The following is a 16,862-nucleotide window of genomic DNA, read 5'->3' on the forward strand; positions in this document are numbered from 1 at the left end:
TCAGCGGTTCATACCTTGGTCGTGCGTGCTATTCACACCTTACCAGCGCATGCCGTTTTTTCCCCGCAGACAGTTTGATCTGACCATTGTCAAGCGCGGTAATGCTGATAATGTCCTCAGCATCGCCGATTTTCTGGTCGTTGATCTTTGCTCCGCCCTGTTTAATCAGCCGGCGGACTTCTCCTTTTGAACTGCCCAGGCCCGCAATGATAAAGAGGTCAACGACATTGATACCGTCCTGTATCGAGTTTTTATTCACCGCTACGGAAGGCAGGTCAGCGCCAGCACCGCCTTTTACGAACGTTTCTCTCGCCGTTGCTTCAGCATGCATAGCTGCTTTCTTGCCTCTAACAAGCGACGTTACAGCGTTTGCCAAAATGATTTTCGCATCGTTGATCTCCGCGCCTTCTAATAATTCCAGCCGACGAACTTCCTCCATCGGGATTTCTGTAAAGAGACGAAGGAATTTACCAACGTCCGCATCTTGCGTGTTTCGCCAGAATTGCCAGAAATCATAGGCCGCTAGGTGATCCTCATTGAGCCATACTGCGCCGGATGCGGTTTTGCCCATTTTTTTGCCATCGGCCGTAGTAATCAGTGGCGTTGTTAAACCGTAAAGCTGCAGTCCGGCAGACCGACGACCAAGCTCGATGCCGTTAATGATGTTGCCCCACTGATCCGAGCCGCCCATCTGAAGCGTGCAGCCGTATCGTTTGCCAAGCTCCATGAAATCATAAGCTTGCAAGATCATATAATTGAATTCGAGGAAGGTGAGAGGCTGTTCGCGATCAAGACGCAGTTTTACGCTATCGAACGTCAGCATGCGGTTAATAGTGAAATGTGTGCCTATGTCGCGCAGGAGCGGGATATACTGCAGTGTATCCAGCCATTCACCGTTGTTGACCATCTGTGCATCTTTTGCTCCAGCACCAAATGTCAGCAGGCTATCAAAGACAGTGCGGATGCCCGCCATGTTATCGGTAATAATCTCATCTGTCATCAATTGGCGACTTTCATCCCGACCCGAAGGATCGCCAATCTTGCTGGTGCCGCCCCCCATCAAAACGATTGGTTTGTGCCCGGTCTTTTGAAGCCAGCGCAGCATCATGATCTGGACGAGACTACCGACATGGAGAGACCGCGCTGTACAGTCGAAGCCGATATATGCGGAAATCGGTCCTTCGGACATTTTGGCGTCAAGAGCCGCCAGGTCTGTGGCCTGGTGGATAAAGTCGCGTTCTGTCAGGATTTGAAGGAATTCCGATTTTAGCCCTGTCATTAATCTGATCCAACTGAGTACGGTCGCATCTTGTCGCGACCAGGTTACAAAAATTCATTTAAGAGCGCGCTGATGTAGCATAGGGTGACATAAAGGCAAAGCCTATAGCGTGTTGAGAGAATAGGAAACGGTGTTTTATGTCGGTTTTTGGCCCCCCCGGAGATGTGAAATGTGCCATCGGGCTGATGAGCGGCACATCGATGGACGGTATAGATGCTGCTTTAATATATACAGATGGTGTGACGGTGGAACGTCTCGGCCCATCGCTCACATTACCTTACACCGCAGGAATGAGAGAGCAGGTGAAAGAGGGGCTTCTCATGGCAACCTCCTGCACCAATAATACTCCGGTTCCGGAGCCGATAAAGCAGTTGGAACAAGACCTGACTGATTGGCATGGAGATGCCGTGAACGAGCTGTTGGCCGTTACAGGGCATACTGCAGCGGACGTTGATGTAATTGGGTTCCACGGGCAGACTTTGACCCACCGGCCAGACCGCCACTGGACGTGGCAGATTGGTGACGGAGGTCGCCTCGCCGGCCTTACCGGTATAAAGGTGGTTAACGATTTCCGGTCTGCTGATGTCGCGGCAGGCGGGGAGGGGGCTCCGCTTGTTCCTCTATACCATGCGGCCTTGCTTGCCCGTTCTCGCCGGCACGATGTTGTCGCGGTGTTAAATATTGGCGGGGTTGCGAATGTGACATGGGTCTCCTTTAAAAATGACCCCGCGGAGCCGCAGATCATGGCCTTTGATACAGGTCCCGGCAATGCGATGCTGGATGATTGGGCAGAAATCCATACAGGTAAGCCGGTAGATACTGACGGCAACCTGGCAGCCCGTGGCTTAAATCATGAAGAGGTAGTGATGGGTTTGATGGCTTCCCCCTATTTCGACGAGCGTCCGCCCAAGACGCTAGACCGCGACGACTTTAACATCCAGGCTGTCCGGGGCTTGTCCGCTGAGGACGGGGCGGCGACCCTCACTAATTTTGTCGTAGAGTCCGTTATATCCGCCCAGAGTCATTTCCCGACACCGCCGGAGGCATGGTATATCGCTGGAGGAGGTAGGCACAATCCGACCTTGATGCGGCGATTGCGAAGACGTATCCCGGTCCTTGTCGATCCGATAGAGGTGCTTGGCCTTAGGGGCGACGCAATTGAGGCGGAAGCGTTCGCTTTTCTCGCGGTACGCTCGCTGCGCAACTTGCCCCTTAGTTTGCCGCAAACTACAGGCTGCGGGGAGCCAACCAACGGTGGTACCTTGCATCATCCACGTCGTCGTCGCTCTAGCTGGTCGGGCTAGGATGCCCAAAAAGAGGCTCCAACAGCAGGAGCCCATTTTGCCTATAATGTAATTATCTTTAATTTATTCGCCGCTGTTCAAGCGCATGTTCAGATAGCTGTTTACCGATGCCATAAGGTGGTTCAATTCATTTTCAAAGAAATGGTTAGCCCCCTTAACATTGTCATGGTGAATAGTGATGGCCTTCTGGGTCTTGAGCTTTTCCACCAGTTTCTGTACCGAAATTGGTGTCACCAGGTCATCTTGGTCAGCCTGTACGATCAAGCCAGATGAAGGGCATGGCGCAAGGAACGAGAAGTCGTAAAGATTCGCCGGTGGAGCCACCGAGATAAACCCCTTGATCTCAGGGCGACGCATCAACAGTTGCATGCCGATCCAGGCGCCGAACGAAAAGCCAGCAATCCAGGTACCTGTGGAATTGGGATTCATCGACTGTAGCCAATCCAGTGCACTGGCAGCATCTGACAATTCACCTGTACCGGCATCGAATTCACCCTGACTCCTGCCTACGCCGCGAAAATTGAAACGCAGTGTGGCAAAACCCCGGTGAGCAAAGGCATGGTACAGATAATAGCTTATCTTTTCATCCATCTTGCCGCCGTATTGTGGGTTTGAGTGCAGGATGAGGGCAACGGGCGCGGTGTCGGTTTTACCGGGTTGATAGCGGCCTTCGAGGCGACCTGCCGGTCCACTGAAAATAATTTCGGGCATGTGTGTTCTTTATGCGCTTATGGTTAAATGGGCGTGATGCGGGCATACACCCACAGTGACGTATTGACACCCGTATATAGAATTTTAGTGCCGAATCGCAAGTAAACTCGTTAGGTCACGTGAATTTAGAATTGAATAGAGGCCGGATGACCCTTATGTCAGGCGTTATGAAAAGCGCGATTTATCTCGATTATAATGCGACAGCACCCATCAGGGAAAGTGTGATTGCCGCAGTCTCTGACGCAATGTCTGCTTGCGGCAATGCTTCTTCAGTGCATGCCATGGGTCGCAGTGCCCACGCCCGTTTAGAAGATGCGCGAGCCAAGGTCGCAGCGTTGGCCAACGCGCGGCCCCGTGATGTTCTCTTCTGCTCTGGCGGAACAGAGGCTAGCAATACCGTGATTCGCGGTGCCGGGGCCCAGAGTTTGATTATTTCGCGGATAGAACACGACTGTGTCCGTGCGGCCGCGCTTGAGAGTGGCCTACAAACATTTGAATTGGCAGTAGACCAGAGTGGCCTCGTTGACATGAATATGCTGCGGTCGCATCTGGAAGCGGCACCCAAACCGGCACTTGTCTCTGTTATGCTAGCCAATAACGAGATGGGGGTCATCCAGCCGTTGGCCAAAATCGCCGAAATGGCACATGAATATGGGGCGCTGGTACACACAGATGCGGTGCAGGCCGCGGGAAAAATTATGCTCGACCGCAATCTGCTCGGAGTTGATTATTTGACCCTGTCTGCCCACAAGCTCGGGGGACCACAGGGAGTCGGGGCCGTCATTCTGGCTCCGACCGCGCCGTTGCATGCGTTGATTTGCGGCGGGGGACAGGAGTTGTCTCGTCGTTCAGGCACGGAAAACGTTGCCGGAATTGTTGGCTTTGGGGTTGCCGCTCTGGAGGCTATGGCGGATATCGGCCGCATGGATAATCTCGCAGCCGAGAGAAAGCGGATGGAGCAGGCGTTAAAGGCGCACAGCGCTCATGTCCATATTATTGGTGAAGACGCCCCCCGTTTGGCCACTACGAGTTGTATCGCGTTGCCTGGCGTGAAGGGGGAAACGCAAGTGATGCATTTTGACCTGAACGGCATATGTGTATCATCGGGTTCGGCGTGTTCTTCTGGTAAAGTCAAGGTTAGCCATGTTCTCACGGCGATGGGGTATGATCCGAGCATTGCTGAGGCGTCGATCAGGGTCTCGTTAGGATATCAAACCCGGCGGGAAGACATTGATAGCTTCATCAAAGCTTGGACGACGCTGGCAGACCGCGTTCAGGCACGAAAGTAAGCGCGTGGCGACAAACCCGATATATTTGGATTATCAGGCCACAACACCTATGGACCCTCGGGTTTTAGATGCGATGATGCCATACCTAACGGCAATGTATGGCAACCCCCATTCGAGCACCCATGTGTATGGTTGGCAGGCCGAAGCGGCACTTGATATTGCTCGCGCTCAAGTTGCAACTATGGTTGGTGCACGCGAGGAAGAAATATTTTTCACGTCTGGTGCGACGGAGGCCAATAACCTGGCGCTCAAAGGTATAATGGATGTATGGGGCAAAAAACGACCGCATTTGGTAACTGTCGCTACCGAGCATAAATGTGTGCTTTCCTCGGCTGCCGCATGTGCACGGGCAGGGTATGATGTAACGGTTTTACCTGTTCGTCCTGATGGGCTTCTGGACCTGGATATGCTTGAAAAATCTATAACGGACCGGACTGCTCTGGTCTCTGTTATGGCAGTGAATAACGAAATCGGTGTGGTTCAGGATCTAACGAAAGTTGGCTCACTTGCGAGAGCGAAGGGCGCTTTGTTCCACACTGATGCGGCTCAGGCTTTTGGCAAAATAGCCCTCGATGTGGATGCTATGCAGATCGATCTAATGAGTATCTCTGCGCACAAGCTATATGGCCCGAAAGGAGTAGGGGCGCTCTACAAACGAGCGGTGCCTGCGACAGCTCTTACGCCTCAAATGAATGGGGGTGGGCAGGAGAGAGGCATACGTTCAGGTACACAGGCACCTGCGTTGGTCGCTGGTTTCGGTAAGGCAACTGAAATTGCAGGGAAAGAACTTAACCAAGAAGCGGCTCGCCTCGGAGAGTTCATGGCATGCTTTAAGCGCAAGCTTGCTGCCTCGCTGCCTGACTTGATCGTGAACGGGCACGAGACCGAGCGTTGGACTGGAAACCTCAATGTCAGCATACCCGGTGTTGATGGGGATCTGTTGCTTGCCAACATACGTGCACTCGCCCTCTCGAGCGGCGCTGCCTGCGCATCTGCCGTAAGTGGGCCTTCCTATGTATTGCAAGCAATTGGCCGCAATGAGCGCGAGGCGCGGTCGGCGTTGCGTATCGGAATTGGGCGTTTTACAACAATGGAAGAATTGGATGAGGCCGCGAATATATTGATAGACGCCATCCTTGAGATTAGAGGGCGATCCGTATGAGCAAAGTCACCGTCATATTTGTGCACGCAGACGGACGTGAGCAGTTGGCCAAGACAGAGGCCGGCGTGACAGTTCTGCAGCTCGCGCATGAACTCGGGTTTGAGCTTGAGGGAGCCTGTGAGGGTAATATGGCATGCTCCACGTGTCATGTGATTGTGGATGAGCAGCATTTTGAGCGTTTACCAGTCGCCAGCGAAGCTGAAGAGGAAATGCTCGACCTCGCACTCGGCCTGACAGCTACATCTCGCCTGGGGTGCCAAGTTTTACTGACAAAAGACCTAGACGGCCTGAAACTATATCTACCAAAGGCCGCCCGCAATATGATGGGTTTTTAGTTAAGCTGTTCGTTCACCTTGCTGCTATTGCGGACATCACATTGTATTCGGTGGGGAACCACTTATATCTGGATGAGTATATTCAAGATGGGGAGGTGTTCATGACGAGAAATATGATTTTTGCTGGTGGGCTAGCTGGTGTGATTGGTCTGGTCGCTATCACAGGCCTGCTCACCGGACCAGATAGTGGCTCAAATAATCGGGTCATCGATCATGAAGAGGGTACTGATGAAATCGTCATTCAGGGAAGCAGCCGTGGCGTAGTCATTCGCTCAAATAGCGGCGATGCTAATTGCGACAAGGATAAGGGCAGCATCGAGGTTTCTCGTGAGAACGGTCGAACTACCACCATTACGTGTTACTGACCTATCAGTGACGGCTGTAGCAGTTTTGCTACTCGAACCGTTCGGGTAGATGGTCGTCCTCAACAAGGTCGGTAAATCGGGTGCATTCTTTCTCAAAGGCAAGCTTCACTGTACCGACGGGGCCGTGACGTTGCTTACCGATGATCAACTCGGCCTTGCCGTAGAGTGCCTGCATTTCAGCCTGCCACTCGGCATGTTTCACTTGATCACCTTCACCGGGCTGTTCTTTTTCTTTGTAATACTCTTCGCGGAAGACAAACATTACCATATCCGCGTCTTGTTCAATCGAGCCGGACTCCCTGAGGTCAGACAGCATTGGCCTTTTGTTCTCGCGCTGCTCCACCCCTCGGCTAAGCTGGGAGAGCGCAATGACAGGAACATGAAGCTCTTTCGCCAACCCCTTGAGGCCACGGGTGATTTCGGAAATTTCCTGTACCCGGCTATCGGCCGCAGTGCCCTTGCCTGAACCGCGCAACAGCTGAAGGTAATCGACGACGACAAGGCCGAGGTTATGTTGACGCTTGAGGCGTCTGGCTCGGTTTCTTAGCGCGGCAATTGTCAAGGCTGGGGTATCGTCGATAAAGAGAGGCGTTTCTTCAAGCTCGATAGCTGCTCGGGCAATCGCCTCAAACTGATCCTGATTCAACTTACCCTGGCGCATGGCATGCGACTGGATAGGCTCTGGCCCATTATAGTTATAATTTGCGCGGTCAGACAGAATACGAGCGGCAAGCTGGTCGGCGGACATCTCGAGGCTGAAAAAACAGACCACTGCCCCCTTGGACCGGTCTGGCTCGATACCGGCAATCCGGTCCTCGGCATATCGTTTTGCTGCGTTAAAAGCGATGTTAGTCGCAAGTGCGGTCTTTCCCATCGCTGGACGCCCGGCAAGGATCACAAGGTCTGAGTTGTGCAGGCCCCCAATTTGCTCGTTCAGCCGATGAAGGCCGGTATCTATCCCAGAAAGACTATCCGGGTCTTTGTAGGCGTTTTCTATATTCTCCACGGCGGTTCGAAGGGCGCGGGAAAAGGGTTGCGCTCCAGATTCTGCCTGGCCAAGCTCGGCTAAATCAAAAAGTTGCTTTTCCGCGTCTGATATCTGTTCCGTTGCTTCGGCATCGACGGGTGCATCATAAGCGTCATTGACCATGGTCTCGCCGATCTGGATCAACGCGCGACGTAACGCGAGGTCATATATTGTGCGGCCATAATCCTCGGCATTAATGATGGTTGCTGCAGAGGCAGCCAGCCTCACAAGATATCTTGAGCCGCCGACGTCCTTGAGTGCTTCGTCATTCTCGAAATAGGGTTTGAGTTTGACTGGGTCCGCGATCTGGTTCTTGTCCATTAGTTTAAGGACAGACGAATAAATGCGGCCATGAACTGGCTCATAAAAATGCTCGGGTAACAGGAAACCCTGAACCTTTTGCGCAGCCTCATTGTTCACAAGAATAGAACCAAGTAACGCCTGCTCGGCCTCAAGGTTGTGAGGCGCCTGTCGGTACGTAAGCGATTCATGTTCATCGTTGGCAGCGTCTGACTTCAGCGCTTCCATGAGGCACTCTCCATGATTGGCGTTTCAACCTGAACCCGGGTTATCGTGGTATTGGCGTATCTGTGTCGTCCTCCCGAATATGAAGCGCACCTTGCCATATGGCAGAGAGTGGCAAAACAGCTAATTCGGTTTATCCACTACGAAGTTTTCCACAGGGGTATAACTATGGGGACAACTTGCCGACGTTGGCGCAATGCCAAAAGAAAAGGCGGCCCTAAATGGGACCGCCTTCTCCGATTTTTTTGCTTTAAAGCTTACGCTTCAGATTTCTCAGCATCGGCGTCTTCAGAAGCTACTTCTTCTACAGCCTCTTCAGGTGCTTCATCTTCAAACAGCTCTTCAACGACTTCTTCATCAGCGAAGTCTTCTTCGATGTCTGCGACACCGCCGGTTACAGCAGAACCGGTTGAGAATTGTGTTTCAGCTTCAGCTTCGGAGCGAGCGATGTTAACAACAACTGTTTTGCTAACTTCCGGGTGCAACCGAATAACTACGTCGTGCAGACCGAGTGTTTTGATAGCGCGATCCAGAACAACCTGACTCCGGCTGATGGATACACCGGCTTCGGTTACTGCCTCAGCAATGTCACGGCTTGAAACTGACCCGTAGAGCTGACCACTCTCACCGGCAGCACGGACCATGATCACTTTCAGATCGCCCATTTTGTCTGCAACAGCTTCAGCTTCTTTACGACGCTCAAGGTTGTCTGCTTCCAGGCGGGCTTTGTCAGCTTCAAACGCAGCCTTGTTCGACGCAGTTGCGCGAAGGGCCTTGTTCTGCGGCAGCAGGAAATTACGGGCAAAACCGTCTCTAACGGTTACGATATCGCCCATCTGGCCGAGTTTCTCGACGCGTTCCAGCAGGATGACTTGCATGTTATGTCTCCTTTGGGTGAGCGATTAGCTGACGATGAACGGCAGCAGGGCGATGTTGCGGGCGCGTTTGATCGCTTTAGCCAGCTCGCGCTGTTTCTTTGCAGAAACGGCAGTGATACGGCTAGGTACGATTTTACCACGCTCAGAAACATATTTCTGAAGCAGTTTTACGTCTTTATAATCAATTGTTTGTGCATTTTCGCCGGAAAACGGGCACGTTTTGCGACGGCGGAAAAACGGACGACGAGCAGCCATTAGCGGGGCCTCCTTTCGCCACGAGGCTCACGGGGACCGCGGCGCTCTTTATCTGCTTTAGCCCGAAGAACGATGCTTTCACCTTCTTCAAGCTCTTCAACGCGGATGGTCATGAAGCGGATAACGTCTTCATGAAGGCGCGCTTGACGCTCCATCTCGGCAACCGCAGCGTGCGGCGCATCAATGTTCAGAAGAACATAATGGCCCTTGCGGTTTTTCTTGATCTTGTATGCGAGGTTCTTGAGACCCCAGTATTCGGTCTTAGCGACCTTGCCGTCATTCTCTTCAATGATTTTCGAGAAATCGGCTGTGATGCTTTCCACCTGCGAGGCATTTACGTCCTGCCGCGCGATGAAAACATGCTCGTACGTAGCCATGTTTTGCTCCTGTATGCTGATCGCTCACCAGCCGCATTGACGGGTGCCTCCAGCTTTCCTTAACAAAAATCCTGTGTCATGCCGTTCAAGCGTAGTGCCATGTACGGGACTCAGGACGCGCTTCTATAGCGCCGAGCCTGAGGAAATGCAAGGGAAAGCCTGTGTAGTGTGAATAAATTACTCTAAACTCTTGCGCAGGCGTTACGGCATGTGCCATTTGGCGCTTACTAAGAAGGGTAATTGGAGGTGCTATTATGACTCGTGCACTTGTGTTCCCAGGCCAGGGCAGCCAGTTTGTCGGCATGGGAAAAACACTCGCAGAAGCTGAAGAAGCCGCACGCTTGGTGTTTGAAGAGGTAGATGATGCGCTTTCTGTGCATCTTTCCAAAATAATGTGGGAGGGCCCTGAAGACGTACTTCGTTTGACAGAGAACACTCAGCCAGCGTTGATGGCAACATCACTGGCTGTGATCAGGGTGCTTGAGGCAGGTGGTTTGAAAGTCGCTGATATAGCAAGCCATGTGGCAGGCCATTCTCTTGGCGAGTATTCCGCTCTGGCTGCAGCAGGCGCTTTTTCCATCAGCGATGCAGCAAAACTTCTACAGCGGCGTGGCCAAGCCATGCAGCGTGCCGTGCCGGTGGGTGAGGGTGCCATGGCAGCGATCCTTGGTTTGAGCCTTGAAGACGTTAATGCCGTTGTCAAAGAGGCATCCAGTGTGGGCGTGGTTGTTGCTGCTAACGATAATGCAGACGGACAAGTTGTTGTTTCCGGCCATAAAGGCGCTGTTGAACGTGCGATTGAATTGGCAAAAGAAAAGGGCGCGAAACGTGGCCTTCTTTTGCCTGTATCGGCGCCTTTTCATTGTCCGCTGATGAAGCCCGCTGCCGAAGAAATGAAGGAAGCGCTGGCTGCAGTGACGATCAAACGTCCGGCAGTGCCGGTGATTGCGAACGTGATTGCTGCCCCCATCAGTGAGCCCGAAGGTATTCGTACGCTTTTGGTGGAGCAGGTTACGGCCTCTGTTCGTTGGCGTGAGAGTGTCTCCGCCTTTTCTTCCCTTGGCGTTCACGAAGTGGTTGAAATTGGGGCAGGGAAGGTTTTAAGCGGCCTCGTGCGCCGCATTGACCGCGAATTGGAAACCAGCAATCTGCAGGAACCTGCCGATATTGAGGCCTTCACGGCGTCGCTCTAGCAATAAGGAATGATGAATGTTTGACCTTTCGGGCAAAAAGGCACTGGTAACAGGTGCAACCGGCGGGATCGGCGCCGCTATCGCCAAGGTACTGCATGCGGCTGGAGCAGAAGTCGCTGTTTCAGGCACCCGTGCCGAGAAACTACAAGAGTTGGCTGTTGAACTAGGAAATCGTATCCATGTTCTGCCAGCAAACTTGTCAGACCGCGGCAGCGTGGACCAGCTTATCAAGGATGCCATTGACACCTTTGGTAGTGTTGATGTGCTTGTCAATAACGCTGGCATTACAAAAGATAATCTCGCCATGCGAATGAAAGACGATGAATGGGATAGCGTGATGCAAGTGAACCTCGAATCGTCTTTCCGTCTCATTAAAGGTCTGATGCGCGGCATGATGAAGTCCCGGTGGGGCCGTATCGTGAATATTACTTCGGTCGTCGGTGTCACGGGAAACCCGGGGCAAGCTAATTACTGCGCCTCCAAAGCGGGCATGATTGGTATGTCCAAAGCCTTGGCGGCGGAGCTCGCGAGCCGGGGAATCACTGTGAATTGCGTTGCGCCGGGTTTTATCGCGACGCCAATGACCGATGTATTGACGGATGAACAAAAAGCGGCAATTACGAACGGCATTCCGTCGGGTAAACTTGGTGCACCCGACGATATCGCATCTGCGGTCTTGTATCTCGCCAGTAATGAGGCCAAATACGTGACTGGTCAGACCCTCCACGTCAACGGTGGTTTGGCGATGATCTAGAAGGTGACGCCCTTGCCTATTTTTTGTTTGGCAGGAGGGGGTGGAACTTGATAATGGTAGGAGCCAAGGCGCCTGCCATAAAAACATTACAGAGTCTTCTCAAAGAGGGGAAACTGTGTTACTAGCGCCCTCGATGCGGGCGATCTGGCTCAAGATTGCTAGGATTTCCGCACGTGAGGGGCTTCACAACAAGGGACTGTCCCCTTACATTTCGGTGTAAAAAACGAGGAAAAAAGCAATGAGCGACATCGCCGACAAGGTGAAGAAGATCGTAGTCGAGCACCTTGGTGTTGACGAAGATAAAGTAACCGAAAACGCTAGCTTCATTGACGATCTGGGCGCTGATAGCCTGGATACGGTTGAGCTGGTCATGGCGTTTGAAGAAGAATTCGGTATTGAGATCCCGGACGATGCGGCTGAAAAAATTCAGACCGTTAAAGACGCGATCGATTTTATTAGCGCGAATTCCTAAGCTGGATCTGCTATTCAGTTGGGGCAACAGCCGGGCCGGTTGAGGTGGGCTGTTGCCCTTTTTCATTTTCTGTCATTTTTGGGCTGATTTTTGAGAATTGAGGATCGACAGATGAGACGAGTAGTTGTGACTGGACTGGGCATGGTATCGCCTCTTGCTAATGGCGTGAAGGATACCTGGAGTCGTTTGATTGAAGGTCAATCAGGGGCAGGTAAGATAACCCTGTTTGATGCCAGCGAATATCCCTGTAAAATTGCATGCGAGGTTCCACTGGGCGACGGTTCCGACGGAACGTTCAACCCAGACGACTGGATGGCGCCGAAGGACCAGCGGCGCGTGGACAATTTCATTTTGTTTGGAATGGCTGCAGCTATTCAAGCTGCACAGGATGCCGGCTGGGAAGAACCCGGTGAAGAGGAATGCCTGCGCACCGGTGTTATGATTGGCGCGGGTATTGGTGGCTTGCGCTGGATTGCTGACTCGGCTGTCTTGTTGCACGAGCGGGGCCACCGGCGAATCAGCCCCCACTTTATAGCGGGTTCCATCATTAACCTGGTTTCGGGTAACGTTTCTATCAAGTACGGCTTTAAGGGGCCGAATCATGCGCCCGTCACGGCGTGTTCGACGGGCGCGCACGCCATTGGCGACGCAGCACGACTTATTATGCTCGACGATGCAGACGTGATGATTGCAGGCGGCGCTGAGGCGTCCATTTGCGGCATCGGCATGGCTGGCTTCAGTCAGGCAAAAGCGCTTTCGACAAAATATAACGATGCGCCAGAGCAAGCCTCACGGCCTTGGGATAAAGGCCATGACGGCTTTGTCATGGGCGAGGGGGCTGGTGTCGTTGTGCTTGAGGAGTTGGAGCACGCCAAAAAACGTGGTGCGAAGATCTATGCTGAAGTGACTGGCTACGGCATGTCCGGCGACGGCTATCACGTTACAGCTCCTGCACCTGATGGCAACGGCGGTTTCCGGTCTATGCAAGCCGCGCTCAAGCGCGCAGGTATTGAGGCGGCAGATCTCGATTATATCAATGCTCATGGAACGTCCACACCTGTTGGCGATCCGATTGAATTTGGCGCAGTGAAGCGTCTGCTTGGTGATGCTGCATCCAAGGTTGCGATGTCGTCAACCAAATCGTCCATCGGCCACCTGCTGGGTGCGGCCGGAGCCGTCGAAGCGATTTTCTGTATTAAATCAATCGAAACCGGCATTGTGCCCCCAACCCTGAACCTGCATGAACGTGCGGAAGGATGTGAGGGTATCGACCTCGTGCCGCTTGTTGCGCAGGAGCGGAAGGTGAAGGCGGCTCTTTCAAACTCCTTCGGTTTTGGCGGGACTAATGCATCGCTGGTGGTGCGGGAATACAACGGCGATTGATAATTTCGCCCTGAGATATAACACCGGCTTTGGGGTTGGCGCAGAGGCTGATAAGCTAGCGCCATGACCCGAAGCCGGTTTTTATTTTTGAGTATTGTAGTCCTTGCGGTGACGTTGATTATCGGCGGCACAGGGGCGGGAGTTGTGCGGCATATCCTGGCACGCCAGATACCAGCAAACCAAACCCAATATTATTATCTTGAGCCAGGAAGCAGCCTCCTGCGTGCTGCTTATCTGGCCAAAAAGCACAGACTTGTTGCCGCACGTTGGCATTTTACGGTGGCCGCACGGACGCTCGGCCTGGAACACCAGCTACAAGCGGGTGAATACGAGCTAAGCCCGGGCCTTTCGCTGGAAAAAATACTTCTGAAGATATCGCGGGGAGAGCGTTATTTTCGGCGAATAGTTGTGCCGGAGGGGCTAAGCGCACGCGAAATTGAAATCCTGCTGCGGGACACCTTCGGGCTGGATACCAGCGACCTTTTGAAATTGGAAGAGGGGACGCTGCTTCCCGATACGTATTTTTACGAACGAGGAGACAAAGCCACAGCGGTCGTCGAGCGAATGAAAAGTAAGCAATCTTCTTTTCTCGCATCAATATGGGATACTCGCGTTCCAAGTTTACCTTTCGATACCATACAAGAGGCGCTTATCCTGGCTTCTATAGTGGAAAAAGAGACAGCTCAGGCCTCCGAGCGGTCAATGGTAGCCGCGGTATTCATAAATCGGCTTAAAAAGGGAATGCGACTTCAGTCTGATCCAACTGTGATTTATGGGATAACAAACGGTTTACCGTTGGGGCGCGCAATCAGCGGGTCAGATCTTAAGGCGACCACACCCTACAATACATACCGTATAAAAGGGATGCCGCCTGCGCCGATTGCCAATCCCGGAAGGGAGGCTATCAGAGCAGTCCTGCACCCCGCCGATGTTCCGTATCTCTATTTTGTAGCTGACGGCTCTGGCGGCCATGCGTTTGCAAATACCCTCAACGACCATAATCGTAATGTGGCGCGTTGGCGTCAGATTGAGCGGAAATCTCGAAACTAGACCATTTGGTCAGGATTTATGTGGTGCAGTTTGTTCACCAAGCGTCCTATAGTGAGATTTCAAGTTTTATGTGGAGGAAGCATATATGCCGCTCAGTAGCATGACTGGTTTTGCCCGTGGCGCAGGGGAAGGTGCAGGGTTTCGGTGGAACTGGGAAATCAAAAGCGTCAATAACAAGGGGTTGGAGGTTCGCTGCAAGTTGCCGGCCTTTCTTGATGGCTTTGATTTGAGGATAAAAAAGGCCGTATCAGGCAAGCTGGATCGTGGATCTGTTTTTGTGAACCTGTCTGTCTCCCGGGAAGGTGATGAAGCCGTCTTTGAGATTAATGAAGAGCGACTGAAGGCGCTTATTAATGTAGCTGCCAAATACGGTGGACACGGTGGAATTGCTCAGGCTAGCATTGATGGACTGCTGGCGATCAAGGGCGTTGCCGACCTTACCGTGCGAGAGATGAATGACAGTGAGCGGTGTGAGTTGGAAGGGTTGCTTCAAGAATCTCTTAGCTCTCTCCTTGCGGATCTCATACATGCGCGTGACAGCGAAGGCGCGCGTATGAGCGATGTATTGAAGGCTCAGTTGGAGGGCATCGAGAAACTCTCAATCGCCGCTCGGGATGTGGCTGGCGACCGTGTGCCCGCGATGGAGGCCCGCTTTAGCGCTCAGATGGCGCGCTTGGCAAACATGGACAAGCCTATATCAGATGAGCGACTCGCTCAGGAAGTTGCGGTACTAGCTGTCAAAGCCGATATTCAGGAGGAACTTGACCGGCTCGACAGCCATGTTCTTGAAGCACACAAGCTGCTCGCGAGTGACAAGTCGGTGGGGCGTCGCCTCGACTTCCTATGTCAGGAGTTTAACCGTGAAGCCAATACTTTATGCTCCAAATCTGGCGATTCGTCATTGACGAAGGTCGGACTAGACCTTAAGGCACTGATCGACCAATTTCGTGAACAAGTTCAAAATGTTGAATAACAGCTAGCGGGCAGAATACATGACTGTGAAATCCGTTCATTCCCGTCGCGGGCTTATGCTTGTGATATCTTCCCCTTCTGGCGCGGGAAAGACCACGCTGACACGCCGTTTGTTAGAGAATGATGATGAGATAGTCATGTCCGTATCCGCCACAACGCGGGAGCCCCGCCCAGGGGAAGAGCACGGCAAGGATTACTTTTTTGTTTCCCACGCTCGCTTCAAGGAAATGATAGAAGGCGACGAACTCCTCGAACATGCCGTTGTGTTTGAAAACCGCTACGGTACACCAAGAGGCCCAGTAATGGATGCGCTTGGACGCGGAAATGATGTTATTTTTGATATCGACTGGCAAGGGGCCCAGCAACTGGATTCCAGTACGCGAGCCATTGATCTCGTCAGGATTTTTATTCTCCCACCGTCCGTTAAAACTCTTGAGGACAGGCTTAAAAAGCGTGGTCAGGACACTGAGGAGACGATCCAGAAACGTATGGCACAGGCCGAGGCAGAGATCAGCCACTGGGCTGAATATGACTATGTACTGGTGAATGACGATCTAGATGAAACTTTTGCATCGCTCACCAGCATCATAAAAGCTGAGCGCCTGCATAGAGAGCGGCGTCCGGGACTGTCTGAATTTGTTCGGAAACTACAGGCAGAACGCGGAAAGGATTAGCCTTAAGTCCGCATGTCGCCATAGACGCGGGCGAGGCGAACAAACTCCTCGACAGACAGGTTCTCTGCCCGGCTGGTTTCCTTGATGCCTGCCGCGGACAAAAGAGCCAACGGGTCAACAGGTAGGCTTTTAAGGCTTGCACGCAACATTTTACGGCGTTGGCCAAAAGCACGCTCAACAACCAGTTCCAGATCTTTAAGTTTAACCAAAGGATCAATCGGCTCACAAGGCTCGTAATGTATGACTGCGCTGGCTACTTTTGGTGCAGGCGTAAATGCTGCAGCGGGAACGCTGACTGCAATACGTACCTTGCCACGCCATTGTGCCAGCACGGACAACCTTCCGTAAGCTTTATTGCCGGGTTTGGCGACGATGCGTTCCGCGACTTCACGCTGAAACATCAAAGTAAGGCTTGCAAACCACGGTTTCCATTCAGGCAAAGTTAGCCATTTAATCAAGAGCATGGTGCCAACGTTATAAGGCAGATTGGATGCAATGCGTAGTTTCTCCCCCTCAGACTGACCCAGTAAGCTCGGTTCATCCATTTCAAGGGCGTCACCCTTATGGACAGTTAGCGCTCCGCCATAAGCTGCGGAAATCTGCTCTAGGGCAGGCAGACAGCGCTCATCCATCTCGACAGCGACCACACGTTTGGCACCTTCTGCCAGCAAACCACGCGTCAGTCCACCGGGCCCGGGTCCAACTTCATATACGACACTGTCGCTGAGGTCTCCGGCTACGCGGGCAATTTTCCGTGTCAGATTGAGGTCGAGTAGAAAGTTTTGACCAAAGGACTTCTTGGCGCGGAGGTCAAATTCACGAATAACCTCTCTAAGGGGGGGAAGTTTATCCGTCAT

Annotated in this window: 19 protein-coding genes; 12 read left to right on the forward strand and 7 right to left on the reverse strand. The window is 52.6% G+C overall.

Translation table 11 applies throughout. The annotated features are described in order from the left end of the window. Nucleotides 1-28 precede the first annotated feature (28 nt). On the reverse strand, nucleotides 29-1,279 hold the full coding sequence (gene tyrS / locus ACN0VM_RS00225; RefSeq protein WP_417448822.1) for a tyrosine--tRNA ligase: 1,251 nt from the start codon (nucleotides 1,277-1,279) through the stop codon (nucleotides 29-31). A gap of 137 nt (nucleotides 1,280-1,416) precedes the next feature. Between tyrS and ACN0VM_RS00230 the strand changes: the two genes are divergently transcribed. Beyond that, nucleotides 1,417-2,583, forward strand: a complete 1,167-nt coding sequence (locus tag ACN0VM_RS00230) for an anhydro-N-acetylmuramic acid kinase (RefSeq protein ID WP_417448823.1) — start codon at nucleotides 1,417-1,419, stop codon at nucleotides 2,581-2,583. A 63-nt stretch (nucleotides 2,584-2,646) separates the two neighbouring features. Here ACN0VM_RS00230 and ACN0VM_RS00235 read toward each other — a convergent pair whose 3' ends face one another. After that, the gene (locus ACN0VM_RS00235; RefSeq protein WP_417448824.1) at nucleotides 2,647-3,294 is read right to left on the reverse strand and encodes an alpha/beta hydrolase; all 648 of its coding nucleotides are present in this window, start codon (nucleotides 3,292-3,294) and stop codon (nucleotides 2,647-2,649) included. 155 nt (nucleotides 3,295-3,449) lie between these two features. Here ACN0VM_RS00235 and ACN0VM_RS00240 point away from each other — a divergent pair, with 155 nt between their 5' ends. The 4 genes from ACN0VM_RS00240 (at nucleotide 3,450) to ACN0VM_RS00255 (ending at nucleotide 6,445) form a co-directional block, all read left to right on the forward strand. Beyond that, complete coding sequence (locus ACN0VM_RS00240; RefSeq protein ID WP_417448825.1) at nucleotides 3,450-4,583, forward strand: cysteine desulfurase family protein; 1,134 nt, start codon at nucleotides 3,450-3,452, stop codon at nucleotides 4,581-4,583. A gap of 25 nt (nucleotides 4,584-4,608) precedes the next feature. Further along, nucleotides 4,609-5,745: a cysteine desulfurase family protein gene (locus tag ACN0VM_RS00245; RefSeq protein ID WP_417448826.1), complete on the forward strand. Its 1,137-nt coding sequence runs from the start codon at nucleotides 4,609-4,611 to the stop codon at nucleotides 5,743-5,745. Further along, nucleotides 5,742-6,080 (forward strand): ferredoxin family 2Fe-2S iron-sulfur cluster binding protein, encoded by a 339-nt coding sequence (locus tag ACN0VM_RS00250; RefSeq protein WP_417448827.1) that lies wholly within the window; start codon nucleotides 5,742-5,744, stop codon nucleotides 6,078-6,080. The genes ACN0VM_RS00245 and ACN0VM_RS00250 overlap by 4 nt, the downstream gene beginning before the upstream one ends. A gap of 101 nt (nucleotides 6,081-6,181) precedes the next feature. After that, a complete protein-coding gene (locus ACN0VM_RS00255; protein ID WP_417448828.1) occupies nucleotides 6,182-6,445 on the forward strand; it encodes a hypothetical protein in 264 nt (87 codons plus the stop codon). Nucleotides 6,446-6,473: 28 nt separating this feature from the next. Here ACN0VM_RS00255 and ACN0VM_RS00260 read toward each other — a convergent pair whose 3' ends face one another. The 4 genes from ACN0VM_RS00260 to rpsF form a co-directional block, all read right to left on the reverse strand. Then, on the reverse strand, nucleotides 6,474-8,000 hold the full coding sequence (locus ACN0VM_RS00260; RefSeq protein WP_417448829.1) for a replicative DNA helicase: 1,527 nt from the start codon (nucleotides 7,998-8,000) through the stop codon (nucleotides 6,474-6,476). 254 nt (nucleotides 8,001-8,254) lie between these two features. Next, entirely contained in the window at nucleotides 8,255-8,875 is a 621-nt protein-coding gene (gene rplI / locus ACN0VM_RS00265) for a 50S ribosomal protein L9 (RefSeq protein ID WP_417448830.1), read from the reverse strand. A 24-nt stretch (nucleotides 8,876-8,899) separates the two neighbouring features. Then, the gene (rpsR, locus tag ACN0VM_RS00270; protein ID WP_417448831.1) at nucleotides 8,900-9,130 is read right to left on the reverse strand and encodes a 30S ribosomal protein S18; all 231 of its coding nucleotides are present in this window, start codon (nucleotides 9,128-9,130) and stop codon (nucleotides 8,900-8,902) included. Then, nucleotides 9,130-9,507, reverse strand: coding sequence for a 30S ribosomal protein S6 (rpsF, locus tag ACN0VM_RS00275; RefSeq protein ID WP_417448832.1), 378 nt, complete (start codon nucleotides 9,505-9,507; stop codon nucleotides 9,130-9,132). The genes rpsR and rpsF overlap by 1 nt, the downstream gene beginning before the upstream one ends. A 254-nt stretch (nucleotides 9,508-9,761) precedes the next feature. Here rpsF and fabD point away from each other — a divergent pair, with 254 nt between their 5' ends. The 7 genes from fabD (at nucleotide 9,762) to gmk (ending at nucleotide 16,005) form a co-directional block, all read left to right on the forward strand. Further along, nucleotides 9,762-10,700, forward strand: a complete 939-nt coding sequence (fabD, locus tag ACN0VM_RS00280; protein WP_417448833.1) for an ACP S-malonyltransferase — start codon at nucleotides 9,762-9,764, stop codon at nucleotides 10,698-10,700. 16 nt (nucleotides 10,701-10,716) lie between these two features. Continuing rightward, complete coding sequence (gene fabG, locus ACN0VM_RS00285) at nucleotides 10,717-11,454, forward strand: 3-oxoacyl-[acyl-carrier-protein] reductase (protein ID WP_417448834.1); 738 nt, start codon at nucleotides 10,717-10,719, stop codon at nucleotides 11,452-11,454. Nucleotides 11,455-11,692: 238 nt separating this feature from the next. After that, entirely contained in the window at nucleotides 11,693-11,926 is a 234-nt protein-coding gene (locus ACN0VM_RS00290; protein WP_020399099.1) for an acyl carrier protein, read from the forward strand. A 111-nt stretch (nucleotides 11,927-12,037) separates the two neighbouring features. Next, a complete protein-coding gene (fabF, locus tag ACN0VM_RS00295) occupies nucleotides 12,038-13,309 on the forward strand; it encodes a beta-ketoacyl-ACP synthase II (protein WP_417448835.1) in 1,272 nt (423 codons plus the stop codon). Between the two features lie 63 nt (nucleotides 13,310-13,372). After that, complete coding sequence (gene mltG, locus ACN0VM_RS00300; RefSeq protein WP_417448836.1) at nucleotides 13,373-14,359, forward strand: endolytic transglycosylase MltG; 987 nt, start codon at nucleotides 13,373-13,375, stop codon at nucleotides 14,357-14,359. An 85-nt stretch (nucleotides 14,360-14,444) separates the two neighbouring features. Further along, entirely contained in the window at nucleotides 14,445-15,332 is an 888-nt protein-coding gene (locus ACN0VM_RS00305) for a YicC/YloC family endoribonuclease (protein ID WP_417448837.1), read from the forward strand. Between the two features lie 19 nt (nucleotides 15,333-15,351). Beyond that, entirely contained in the window at nucleotides 15,352-16,005 is a 654-nt protein-coding gene (gene gmk / locus ACN0VM_RS00310; RefSeq protein WP_417448838.1) for a guanylate kinase, read from the forward strand. Nucleotides 16,006-16,007: 2 nt separating this feature from the next. Here the strand turns inward: gmk and rsmA are convergent, their stop codons facing one another. Next, entirely contained in the window at nucleotides 16,008-16,862 is an 855-nt protein-coding gene (rsmA, locus tag ACN0VM_RS00315; RefSeq protein ID WP_417448839.1) for a 16S rRNA (adenine(1518)-N(6)/adenine(1519)-N(6))-dimethyltransferase RsmA, read from the reverse strand.

Origin of the sequence: Kordiimonas sp., from assembly GCF_048260245.1 — a bacterium.
In the GTDB taxonomy this organism is placed as follows: Bacteria; Pseudomonadota; Alphaproteobacteria; order Sphingomonadales; family Kordiimonadaceae; genus Kordiimonas.